Source organism: Halomonas sp. G15 (assembly GCF_021282295.1).
Classification (GTDB): Bacteria; Pseudomonadota; Gammaproteobacteria; order Pseudomonadales; family Halomonadaceae; genus Halomonas; species Halomonas alimentaria.
In genome coordinates this window covers 22,151-32,677 of sequence record NZ_JAJSPA010000039.1, presented here as the reverse complement: position 1 = coordinate 32,677, position 10,527 = coordinate 22,151, and the positions used below count along the sequence as shown (strand labels likewise).

General features: G+C 68.8%; 11 protein-coding genes, 1 tRNA gene and 1 pseudogene. 7 read left to right on the top strand and 6 right to left on the bottom strand.

Annotated elements, in window-relative coordinates; genetic code table 11:
* Positions 1-121: 121 nt before the first annotated feature.
* The gene (locus LWH48_RS15040; protein WP_232913175.1) at positions 122-538 is read right to left on the bottom strand and encodes a helix-turn-helix domain-containing protein; all 417 of its coding nucleotides are present in this window, start codon (positions 536-538) and stop codon (positions 122-124) included.
* A 133-nt stretch (positions 539-671) separates the two neighbouring features.
* Between LWH48_RS15040 and LWH48_RS18310 the strand changes: the two are divergent.
* The 6 genes and pseudogenes from LWH48_RS18310 to LWH48_RS15015 form a co-directional block, all read left to right on the top strand.
* Positions 672-1,022, top strand: a pseudogene (locus LWH48_RS18310) (diguanylate cyclase domain-containing protein); the annotation flags it as partial.
* Between the two features lie 27 nt (positions 1,023-1,049).
* Positions 1,050-1,832 carry a putative bifunctional diguanylate cyclase/phosphodiesterase gene (locus LWH48_RS15035; protein ID WP_269816233.1) on the top strand — a complete coding sequence of 261 codons (783 nt, stop codon included), beginning with the start codon at positions 1,050-1,052 and terminating at the stop codon, positions 1,830-1,832.
* A gap of 112 nt (positions 1,833-1,944) precedes the next feature.
* The gene (locus tag LWH48_RS15030) at positions 1,945-2,415 is read left to right on the top strand and encodes a hypothetical protein (RefSeq protein WP_232913173.1); all 471 of its coding nucleotides are present in this window, start codon (positions 1,945-1,947) and stop codon (positions 2,413-2,415) included.
* A gap of 140 nt (positions 2,416-2,555) precedes the next feature.
* The gene (locus tag LWH48_RS15025; RefSeq protein WP_232913172.1) at positions 2,556-3,014 is read left to right on the top strand and encodes a LexA family protein; all 459 of its coding nucleotides are present in this window, start codon (positions 2,556-2,558) and stop codon (positions 3,012-3,014) included.
* Positions 3,011-4,291, top strand: coding sequence for a Y-family DNA polymerase (locus LWH48_RS15020; RefSeq protein ID WP_232913171.1), 1,281 nt, complete (start codon positions 3,011-3,013; stop codon positions 4,289-4,291). Before LWH48_RS15025 ends, LWH48_RS15020 begins: the two co-directional genes overlap by 4 nt.
* A gap of 112 nt (positions 4,292-4,403) precedes the next feature.
* A complete protein-coding gene (locus tag LWH48_RS15015; RefSeq protein WP_232913170.1) occupies positions 4,404-5,156 on the top strand; it encodes an SDR family NAD(P)-dependent oxidoreductase in 753 nt (250 codons plus the stop codon).
* A 21-nt stretch (positions 5,157-5,177) separates the two neighbouring features.
* Here LWH48_RS15015 and LWH48_RS15010 read toward each other — a convergent pair whose 3' ends face one another.
* The 4 genes from LWH48_RS15010 to LWH48_RS14995 all read right to left on the bottom strand — a co-directional run bounded on the left by LWH48_RS15010 (position 5,178) and on the right by LWH48_RS14995 (position 8,502).
* On the bottom strand, positions 5,178-6,029 hold the full coding sequence (locus tag LWH48_RS15010) for an EAL domain-containing protein (protein WP_232913169.1): 852 nt from the start codon (positions 6,027-6,029) through the stop codon (positions 5,178-5,180).
* Positions 6,026-7,420 (bottom strand): CHASE domain-containing protein, encoded by a 1,395-nt coding sequence (locus LWH48_RS15005; RefSeq protein WP_232913168.1) that lies wholly within the window; start codon positions 7,418-7,420, stop codon positions 6,026-6,028. The genes LWH48_RS15010 and LWH48_RS15005 overlap by 4 nt, the downstream gene beginning before the upstream one ends.
* Before the next feature lie 149 nt (positions 7,421-7,569).
* A tRNA-Thr gene (locus LWH48_RS15000) sits at positions 7,570-7,645 on the bottom strand.
* Positions 7,646-7,680: 35 nt separating this feature from the next.
* Positions 7,681-8,502, bottom strand: a complete 822-nt coding sequence (locus LWH48_RS14995) for an acyl-CoA thioesterase (RefSeq protein ID WP_232913167.1) — start codon at positions 8,500-8,502, stop codon at positions 7,681-7,683.
* A 75-nt stretch (positions 8,503-8,577) separates the two neighbouring features.
* Here LWH48_RS14995 and tadA point away from each other — a divergent pair, with 75 nt between their 5' ends.
* Entirely contained in the window at positions 8,578-9,036 is a 459-nt protein-coding gene (gene tadA / locus LWH48_RS14990; protein ID WP_232913166.1) for a tRNA adenosine(34) deaminase TadA, read from the top strand.
* Between the two features lie 3 nt (positions 9,037-9,039).
* On the opposite strand, the gene mltF is transcribed toward tadA, so the two are convergent.
* Positions 9,040-10,476, bottom strand: coding sequence for a membrane-bound lytic murein transglycosylase MltF (mltF, locus tag LWH48_RS14985; RefSeq protein ID WP_232913177.1), 1,437 nt, complete (start codon positions 10,474-10,476; stop codon positions 9,040-9,042).
* Positions 10,477-10,527 lie beyond the last annotated feature (51 nt).

Genomic DNA, 10,527 nt, shown 5'->3' with positions numbered 1-10,527 from the left:
TAGAGCGTGACCTGTTGGCTGGTGACCGCCATACCGGCTCCCTGGTGGGTCGGGACAAGCGGTCAAGCTTAGGGCAACCGGTCACAGTAGTTGTCGTCGGCCGGCCAGAGTAATTGTCGCTCTATAGTAGGCGCTGCTTATCGATGGTCTTGACGGTATGCCAGTGCAGGCCGACCAAGTCGGCGACATGCCGGATCGGCAGCAACTCGACCAGACGCTCCACCCACTGGCGCAGCGTAGTGGTCACCGGTGAACGACCCGGCAACCAGTCAATGCGCTCGCGTGTCGGGCCGCAGACGGGGCAGCGCAGGCGACGTACCGGCACCTCCAGCTCCACCCGGTAGATCAGTAACGGCGCCTCTCGGACGCGACGGTGATGCACGTCATGGACGAGAAAGCAGGCATGGTCACAGCCGCTGCAGACTGGCGGGATCAGGTCATCAGGCGCCAACTGGAGCCGTAGTGTTTGCTCATCCAGGAATTCGTGATGGGCGACGGTGAAACCTTTCCAGAACAGGCAGAGCGGGGTAGCATCCATGGCAACGGCGGTATCCGTAGGCTGGGGTTTGTGGTGAACATCAGCTTACTCGGATTTACCGCCGTTTCTCTATCCCGCCTCTGCCTAAGGTTGCTTCGCTTTCACGCCAGTCTGCGAAGAACCCAACTTCAAGCAGGTGAATGACACCCTGGGCCACCACAGCGGGGACCAGCTGCTGCGTTCGGTGGCAAGGCGACTGGGGGCGGTGGTCCGCGACACCGATACCCTGGCCCGCCTGGGAGGCGACGAGTTCGCGCTGCTGCTCCACGACCTCGGCGAGCGCCCGGAGGAGGTCGCGGTGATCGCCGAGCGGGTGGCGCACAAGCTGCTGTCGGCCCTGCAGGCCCCCGTGCTGCTGGGCGGTGAACGCCTGATGGTGACCGGCAGCCTGGGCATCACCCTGTTCCGTGATCACGAGACGAGCCTTGACGAGGTGCTCCAGCAGGCCGACATGGCGCTGTTCCAGGCCAAGGCGGCGGGGCGCAACACCCTGAGCTTCTTCGACCCCGAGATGCAGGTGCGTCTGCAGGCCCGCGCTCGCCTCGAGGCCGACCTGCGTCAGGCGCTGCCGCGGGAGGAGCTCCACCTCCACTATCAGCCCCAGGTCACGGACTCGGGCGAGATCCGCGGCGTCGAGGCCCTGCTGCGCTGGCAGCACCCCCGGCGGGGAGCCGTGTCCCCCGGGGAGTTCATCCCCCTGGCCGAGGAGAACCGCCTGATCGTGGCCATCGGCGCCTGGGTGCTGGAGAGTGCCTGTCGGCAGCTGGCCGCCTGGTCCGCCGACCCCGCCAGGCGGCACCTGACGCTGGCGGTGAACGTGAGCCCGCGGCAGTTCCGCGAGGTGGACTTCGTCGAGCGGGTGGTGGCGATCCTCGATGCCACCCGGGCGCCGGCCGAACGCCTCAAGCTGGAGGTCACCGAGAGCCTGTTCCTGGAGGAGCGCGACGAGGCGCGGGCCAAGATGCTGCGCCTGCGTGAGCGAGGCGTGCGTTTCTCGCTGGATGACTTCGGTACCGGCTACTCCTCGCTCTCCTACATCAAGCGCCTGCCGCTGGACCAGCTCAAGATCGACCAGAGTTTCGTGCGCGACCTGCTCGTCGACGAGGCTTCGGCGGCCATCGTGGCCAGCATCATCGCCCTGGCACGCAGCCTGGAGCTGGAGGTGATCGCCGAGGGGGTCGAGACCGAGGCCCAGCGCGACTGGCTGATCGCCCACGAGTGCCATGCCTTCCAGGGTTTCCTGTTCAGCCGCCCAGTGCCGCTTGAGCAGTTGCCGCTGTCGCGTATCGCTTGATATGAGACAAGATCATGGGGATCTCTGGGTGTCAGGGAGGCGTGGCGCTGGTCAGATCGGCATTCCCGTCCTATAGCAAGAGAGGCACTCACTCTTAGAGGACGCGATGACCATGGCTACCCCACGCTTCATCAGGCACTCCCTGAAGTTGCTTCCCGTTGCCCTGCTGGGCCTGTCGATCGGCCTCGCCCAGGCCCAGAATGTCGCCGACGAGGAGCGGCTCTATGGTGGTCCGATGCTCAACCAGCAGGAGCGCGACCAGTTCCAGCAGCAGATCCGCGAGGCCCGCACTGTGGAGGAGCGTCAGCGCATCCAGGCCGAGCACCAGCGTTTCATGCGCCAGCGCGCCGAGGAGCGCGGCTTCGACCCGGATGGCATCTACGGCTTTCCGATGATGAACCAGCAGCAGCGTCGCGACTATCACCAGCGCATGCAGGGTGCCGGCTCCGATGCCGAGCGCCAACGCATTCGCCAGGAGCATCGCCAGCAGATGCGCCAGCAGATCCTCCAGCAGCAGCGCAGCCCGCGTGGCCAGGGCGGTGGTGGCCGGATGATGAACCAGGGCGGCGGGGGACGCGGCTGATACAGCAACCCTGCGCCGATGCCCATGAGCAGCGGGTCGCCTTCGGGCGGCCCGCTGCGTTTCTGGCGTACCGACGGGTTGCCAGAACTCTTCGACTGCTGAATACTGATCTTATATACAGTTAATGCAGGAGGGGAGTTATGGCATTGACGGATTCGACTCGGGCTCGGGTGATCGGTCGCGCCGAGCCTGGTACCGCGGTTTCCAGCCTGCCGCTGATGGGTTGTCGGGTGCGGGCGGGTTTCCCCAGCCCCGCCGACGATCACCTCGAGGCGGAGATCAACCTCCATGAGCATGTGGTGAAGCGTCCGGCGGCCACCTACTTCGTGCGTGCCGAGGGCGATTCCATGCTCGGCGACGGCATCCATGACGGCGACCTGCTGGTGGTGGACCGCAGCCTGGAGCCGCTGCCCGGCCGGGTGGTGGTGATCGCCCTGGAGGGGGAACCCACCGTCAAGCGCCTGGCGCGGCGCGGCGGCGAGGTGTGGCTGGTGGCCAGCAACCCGCGCTTCGCGCCGATCCCCCTGGCGGGCCGCGAGTGCCACGTGTGGGGCGTGGTCACCCATGTGCTCCACGCCCTGCCGGGGGGCGAGCGGTGATCGCCCTGGTCGACGGCAACAGCTTCTACGTCAGCTGCGAGCGGGTCTTCGACCCGCGCCTGGAGGGGCGAGCGGTAGGTGTGCTCTCCAACAACGACGGCTGCGTGGTGGCGCGCTCCCACGAGCTCAAGGCGCTGGGCGTGGCCATGGGCGCGCCGCTGCACCTGCTGCCGCCGGCGGTGCGCCGCCAGGCGGTGCTGCTCTCCAGCAACTACGCGCTCTACGGCGACATGTCGCGACGGGTCAATCAGGTGCTGGGCGAGTTCTCCCCCGATGTGGAGCCCTACTCCATCGACGAGAGCTTCGTGGGCTTCTTCGGCTTCCCCGATGGCGAGCTCGAGCCGCGCTGCCGGGAGCTGCGCGACACCGTCGGCCGCTGGACCGGCATCCCCGTGGGCGTGGGGCTGGCACCCACCCGGACCCTGGCCAAGCTGGCCAACCGCCTGGCCAAGCGTGAGCCCGCCTTCGAGGGTGTCTGTCGACTGGACGCCGAGGGTGAGGCCACTCGCCGGGTGCTCGAGGCCTGCCCGGTGGATGACCTGTGGGGCGTGGCGCGACGCAGCGCCGAGCGGCTGGCGCTGATGGGCATCGAGAACGCCTGGCAGCTGCGCGAGGCCGATCCACGCTGGGTACGCAGCCGCTTTTCGGTGGTGATGGAGCGCATGGTCTGGGAGCTGCGCGGGCGGCCGGCCATCGTCCTCGATGACATGAGCGAGCCGCGCCGGCGGTTGCTGGTGTCGCGCTCCTTCGGGCGGCTCACCGGCGAGCGCCATGAGTTGGAGGCAGCCATGCGCCAGCACTGCACCCGGGCCGGCGAGAAGCTGCGCCGTCAGGGCAGCCTGGCCCAGGCGGTCCAGGTGTTCGTACGCACCAACCCCTTCCTGGCCGGCGAGCCCCAGTACCGCAACGCCGCGGTGGTGGCGCTGCCGGCCCCCAGTGCCGACAGTCGCGAGCTGCTGGCCGCGGCGAGCCGCGCCCTGGCGGCGATCTACCTGGAGGGCTACCGCTACCAGAAGTGCGGCGTGATGCTGCTCGACCTGGTGGACTTCGAGCGGCGCCAGGCCTCGCTGCTCGAGACACCTGAGGACGATGCGCGCCGCGCGCGCAGCCAGCGGCTGATGGCGACCCTGGACCGGCTCAATCGCGAGATGGGTCGTGACACGGTGCGCTTCGGCCTGCCGCGGCGCGACAACGCCTGGAAGCTGCGCTGCGAGCGGCGCACGCCGCGCTACACCACGTGCTGGGATGAGTTGATGCACGTCAAGACAGGGCGATAATTGGCTGCAACGCCATGCGAGAAGAGGGCGGGGTGGTCCCCGGCTCGACTACACTGATGGCACCGCGGCGCGGTCGTGCGTCGTCAGGAAGTCATCACAGGGAGCAGAGCTCATGCGAATGAAGGGCAAGAACGTCATCGTCACCGGCGGCGCCAGCGGTATCGGCCTGGCCAGCGTGGAGCGTTGCCTGGAGGAGGGGGCCAGCGCGGTGATCGCCGACCTCGAGGGTGGCGAGGGTGCGGCCCGGGCGGCGGAGCTGGATGCCAGGCATGCCGGCCGCTGCCTGTTCAAGGCATGCGATGTCACCGATACCGCCCAGGTTGACCGCCTGTTCGCGGAGACCGTCGCCGAGCTGGGCAGCGTGGATGCGGTATTCAACAATGCCGGTATCGGTGGCGTGACCCCCTCCGACGAGGTGAGCGACGACGAATATCTGCGCATCATCGACATCAACCTCAACGGGGTCTTCCGTGTGGCCCGCGCGGCGCTGCGGGTGATGTATCGCCAGGGCAGCGGCAGCATCGTCAACTGCGCCTCCATCCTCGGCATGATGGGTCAGTCCCAGACCGCCGCCTACACCGCAGCCAAGGGCGGGGTGGTCAACTTGACCCGCACCCTGGGCATCGAGGCCGCCCCCAAGGGGGTTCGGGTCAACGCCATCGGGCCGGGCTACATCGACACGCCACTGCTCCAGGCCCTGGACGACGAGCTGCTGCAAGGGCTGATCTCCCTGCACCCGATGGCCCGGCTGGGCCGCCCCGAGGAGGTCGCCAACGGCTTCCTGTTCCTGGCCAGTGATGAGGCCAGCTTCATCACCGGCACCACCCTGATGATCGACGGCGGCTTTACCGCCGGCAAGTCCTGACCTGACCCTCCCCGCGCCTGCTCACGTGGTGAGCAGGCGCTCGATCTCCGCCAGCAGTATCGCACACGCCTCGTCGAGGGTGCGGTGCTGCTCGGTGGTATCGCCATCGACGCCGCGTTCGAGCAGTGCTGCGACCAGGGCGTGCGCCTCCCGGTGCAGTGCCGCCAGGTGATCCAGGTCGGGCAGGTCATCGTGGTCGAGGGCCAGCCAGTCACAGAAGTGGCAGTGCGAGTCCGCAAGCGGCGTGGGCAACGGACTCGCGTCTGCCTCCAGGAGGTGATGCAGGTGCCGGCACCAGGCGCGATGCTCCACGCCGGCAACCAGCAACGGCAACTGGCCGGGTGCCAGCGGTGCCTGCTGGGCCCAGCTGGTCGGCGGTTGCCACTCCTGGCACCAGTCGGCAATGGCGTCCGCTGGCATCGGGCGGGCGATGCCGTAGCCCTGCCCCAGCTCGCAACCCAGGCGCAGCAGCAGCTGGCCATGGTCCAGAGTCTCCACTCCCTCGGCGATCACCTGGCGCTCGAAGGCATTGGCCAGCCCCAGCACGCCGGCGAGGATCTTGATGTCCTCCGGGGCACCCAGGATGTCACGCACGAAGCTCTGATCGATCTTGACCGTGCCTGCCGGTAGCCGCTTGAGATAGGTCAGCGACGAGTAGCCGGTGCCGAAGTCATCCAGCGAGACCTGTACGCCGAGGCGCCGGCACGCCTCCAGCAGCTCGCTGATCAGCGCCAGGTCGCCCAGGGCGCTGGTCTCGAGGATCTCAAGCTCCAGGCTGCCGGAGGGCAGGGTCGGCTGCTCGGCGAGCAGCTCCGCCAGCCGCGCGGGAAGCTCGCGCTGGCGCAGCTGGCGGGCCGCCATATTGACGCTCACCGGCAGCTCGAGACCGGGGCGTCGCCAAACACCCACTGCAGCCGGTCGCCCGGCAACCGCACCCGGTACTCCTGGCGCCAGGGGGTCAGGGTCTCGCCGGAACGGGCGATGGAGACCACCACGGCATCGCGGTCGTCGGGGTGGATGGCAGAGAATACCGGGGTGGCGTCGTCCTGTACCTGCTCCGGTGCCACGCCGTAGATCTGCCGCATGCCATCGCTGGCATAGGGGAAGCGCGAATGCCCGCCGGGCTCGAGGCGGAATTCATAGACCACGCCGGGAATGCGCCCGGCGATGGTCCTCAGGCGGGAGACGGCCCGCTCCAGCTGGGTCTCGCGCTGGCGGATGGTCCGGGTCAGTGCCTGGGTCATGGCCAGGGCGCGGGCCCGGGTGCCCTGCAGCGAGGCGATCAGGGCGCAGAGCAGGAGGGTAAGGAGGAGGCCACCGGCCAGGCGCCATCCGGCGGCAGTGAGGTCGGCCGCGGCGCCGGGCGAACGATGGCGGAAGAGCAGCCGCCAGGTCTGGCCGGCAATATCGATGTGTCGGGTCTGCTGGAAAGTCGAGGCGGGGGCGGGCTCGGAGTCGCTCGCGTAGAGCAGAGCTCCCCGGGCGTCGCCCTCGCTCTCGTGGAGGCTCAGCGTCAGAGGCTGGCCGTCGCTCCAGTCATGGTCACCGAGGATGCCGGCCATCAGGTCATACATGCGGTAGGGCATGTAGACCCAGCCGAGCAGGGCGTCGCGTCGCTCGGCGGTGCTCGCCTGCGGAATATCGCGGCGATAGACCGGCAGGTACATCAGGGTGGCCGGCTGCGGCTCGCCCTGTTCGGTGACCAGCTCGACTCGCTCGCTCAGGGTTGCCTTGCCGGTGTCCCGGGCCCGCTCCATGGCGGCGCGCCGGACGGGCTCGGCGAACATGTCGTAGCCCAGGGCGTGCCGGTTGCGGCCGCTGAAGGGCTCGATGTAGTGCACCGGGCCATAGGCCTCGCGTTCACCGGAGGGGGCGATCGCATGGTCGGTGAAGCCCTCGGCGCGCACCGTTGCCAGATAGTCGGACAGCCGCTCGGCGGTCACATGGCGGGCGAAGCCGATGCCCTCGACGTTGTCGAGCAGCGCCGAGGCCTGCAGGCCCTCGACGAAGGTGCGCCACTCGCCGCGGTCCACCGTCTCCGAGGCGTCGAACAGCGCGGAGGCGCCGCGCAGGATCAGCGCATAGGCGGCGAGGCGCTCCTCGACACGCAGGGTGACCTGGTCGGCGCTGAAGGCGAGCCGCTGCATCGCCTCGTCCCCGGCATCACGGCGCGCCTGCTGCGCGGTGGCCAGCGACAGCATCACCCCGACCAGGGCGATCAGCCACAGCCATGGGGGAATCTGGAGGTAGGGAGGGCGTGCCATGCCGGTGGATCACTCCTGCGAGTCGCTCCGTGACTGTAGAAGCATACCGGCTCAACGGACCGACGTCGCCGAGGAGGGGTGACGGAGTGCCAGAAACGCAAAACGGCTACCGCGCCGATGCGCCAAGTAGCCGTTTTCATTGATATTTCTGGTGCCGCAAAGAGGAGTCGAACCTCCGACCTACGCATTACGAATGCGTTGCTCTACCAACTGAGCTATTGCGGCCTGACAGGCATGTTAGCGCTGGCGGGGCGCCGCGGCTAGCCCTCCCCGTCGCGCAGCCGGGTCAGCCCCTCCTGGGCGGTGGAGGCCATCAGGCGGCCGTGGCGGTCGTAGATGCTGCCGCGAGCGAAGCCACGAGAGCCGCCGCTCCAGGGGCTGTCCATGTCGTAGAGGAGCCAGTCGTCGACGCGCACCTCGTGGTGGAGCCACAGGGCGTGGTCGAGGCTGGCGATCTGCAGCTTGGGGTCGCGGAACTCGATGCCGTGGGGCACCAGGGCGGTGGTCAGCAGGTTGAAGTCGGAGCTGTAGGCCAGCAGGTTGCGGTGCGTGGCGGGGTCGTCGGGCAGGTCGCCAACCAGGCGGAACCAGACGCGCTTGCGGGCCGGCTGGCCGGCGTCCCATTCCTGGCTGTCGAGCAGGAACTCGATGGGGTGATTGTCGAAGCGAGCCAGCCTGGCGCCGTCCTCGATCAGGCGCTCCGGTGATGTCACCCCGGGCATCGCGGTCTGGTGGTCGAAGCCCTCCTCCTCGCCGTGGAAGGAGGCGCTGCAGAAGAAGATCGGCCGCCCCTTCTGGATGGCGGTGACCCGGCGGGTGGTGAAGCTGCCGCCGTCGCGAATGGTGTCCACCTGATAGACTACCGGGCGGTGGGGGTCGCCCGGACGCAGGAAGTAGCCGTGCAGCGAATGGGCGCGGCGCTCGGCGGGGACAGTCTGGCTGGCCGCCGAGAGTGCCTGGCCCAGCACCTGGCCGCCGAACAGCTGCGGCAGGCCGAGGTCCTGGCTGGTGCCGCGGAACAGGGTCTCATCGAGGGGCTCGAGGGCCAGCAGGTTCACCAGGTCGTTCAGGGCATCGGGCATGGGGCTCTCCTGGGCGGCGGCCATGGCCACCATTCATACAGTTGTTTCAAGCCAGTCTACACGGAGTCGACGGCGGTGCGCAGCGATGAATTCTACATGCATCGGGCCCTGGATCAGGCCCGCCTGGGGCTTGCCGCCGGCGAGGTGCCGGTGGGGGCGGTGGTGGTCGATGCCGCCGGCGAGATCATCGGCGCCGGCTACAACGCGCCGGTGGCCGGCCATGATCCCAGCGCCCACGCCGAGATCCGGGCCCTGCGCGATGCGGGTGCGCGGCTCGGCAACTACCGCCTCGATGGCTGCACCCTCTACGTGACCCTGGAACCCTGCCTGATGTGCACCGGGGCGATCATCCATGCCCGGCTGGCCAGACTGGTCTATGGCGCCGCCGAACCGCGCAGCGGCATGGTGGAGTCGAAGGCCAACCTCTTCGCCCAGCCCTGGTACAACCACCATGTGGCGGTGCAGGGCGGGGTGCTGGCCTCTCGGGCGTCGCGCCTGCTCCGGGAGTTCTTCGCCTCGCGTCGCCAGGCGTGAGCCTCAGCGCGGCAGGCGGGCCGGCTCGGCTTCCTCGGCCCGGGCATTGAGCCGCGGGAATTCACGCCGGCTGCGGTCGACGTAGCTGAGTATCTCGTGATAGCGGCGGATGTTGCGCACATAGATCACCGGCTCGCCGCCCCGGGCATAGCCGTGGCGGGTCTGGCTGTGCCATTCGCGCTCCTGCAGCAGCGGCAGGGATTCACGCACGTCGCCCCACCGGTCCGGATCGCCACCGCGCTGCTCGGTGATCCGGCGCGCATCGTAGAGGTGGCCGAGGCCGACGTTGTAGGCCGCCATGGCCATGTAGAGGCGGTCGTCACCCTGGATCGACTCGGGCAGGCGTTCATGCAGCTGGCGCAGGTAGCGGGCGCCGCCATGGATGCTCTGGGCCGGGTCGAGGCGGTCGGCGACGCCCAGGTCACCGGCGGTGGCGTTGGTCAGCATCATCAGCCCGCGTACGCCGGTGGGGGAGGTGGCCAGGGGGTCCCAGTGGGACTCCTGGTAGCCCACCGCGGCCAGCAGCTTCCAGTCGAAATCCGACTCTCGGGCGGCCTCGCGGAACAGCTCGGCGTAGCCGGGGAGGCGCTCCTCGACGTGGTCGAGGAAGGTGCGCGTACCGACATACTCCAGGTAGTCGTCGTGGCCGAAATAGCGAGCCACCAGGGCGTCGAGCTCGCCGGCGTCGTGCAGTTCGGAGATGAAGCGATTGGCGGCCTCGACCAGCGCCAGGCTGCGTTCGGCGGGGAAGGCCCAGGCCATGGAGAGGGGGTCGCCGAGCAGGAAGCCGCGCTCCACGCCGGGGAAGAAAAGCCGGTTGAGGCGGAACTGGTGATCGAAGAGCACCGCCGCGTCGAGCTCACCGTCCTCGACCTGGCCGAGCAGCTCGGCGACTTCCACCTCGGCGGAGGCCGCCCAGCGCAGTTCCGGATAATCGGCCTGAAGCTCGCTCAATACCCGTCCGGTGCCGGCGCCGCCGATGGTGCCGATGGAAAGGCCCGGCAGGTCGTCGGCGGCCTCCACGGGCGGCAGGCCACGGCGATAGACCACCACCGGCTGCAGTTCGATGATCGGTCGACTGAAGACCACTCCCGGCAGGTCGGGCTCCAGGGGCAGGGCCGCCGCACCCATGTCGCCCTCCTGGCGTACCGCCTCCAGGGCACTGGCGATGTGGTGATCGGCGCGAATGGTCAGGCTGACCCCCAGCTGTCCGGCGAAGCGGCGTACCAGCTCGTACTCGAACCCGGTGGGGCCCTCACGCCCCTCGTAGTAGGTGGTGGGGGTGTTGCGGGTGTGCACGCTGAGCAGCTCCCGGGCCAGGATCGTCGCGAGCTGGCCCGGCTCTCCGGTGCGCGGGGGCTCGGGGATCAGGCACAGGGCGAGGGTCGCCAGCAGGGCGAGAACACCACGCCTCGGGGAAGCGTTCGGGATCAGGGTCATGCGGTGACGGGCTGTGATGAGGTCCTCCACGATACCCAGCCCGGGCGGGGC

Coding starts and splice junctions, on each gene's coding strand:
- LWH48_RS15040 (WP_232913175.1), bottom strand. CDS start 538: ATGGATGCTACCCCGCTCTGCCTGTTCTGGAAAGGTTTCACCGTCGCC.
- LWH48_RS15030 (WP_232913173.1), top strand. CDS start 1,945: ATGGCTACCCCACGCTTCATCAGGCACTCCCTGAAGTTGCTTCCCGTT.
- LWH48_RS15025 (WP_232913172.1), top strand. CDS start 2,556: ATGGCATTGACGGATTCGACTCGGGCTCGGGTGATCGGTCGCGCCGAG.
- LWH48_RS15005 (WP_232913168.1), bottom strand. CDS start 7,420: ATGGCACGCCCTCCCTACCTCCAGATTCCCCCATGGCTGTGGCTGATC.
- mltF (WP_232913177.1), bottom strand. CDS start 10,476: ATGACCCTGATCCCGAACGCTTCCCCGAGGCGTGGTGTTCTCGCCCTG.
- LWH48_RS15035 (WP_269816233.1), top strand. CDS start 1,050: ATGCAGGTGCGTCTGCAGGCCCGCGCTCGCCTCGAGGCCGACCTGCGT.
- LWH48_RS15015 (WP_232913170.1), top strand. CDS start 4,404: ATGCGAATGAAGGGCAAGAACGTCATCGTCACCGGCGGCGCCAGCGGT.
- LWH48_RS14995 (WP_232913167.1), bottom strand. CDS start 8,502: ATGCCCGATGCCCTGAACGACCTGGTGAACCTGCTGGCCCTCGAGCCC.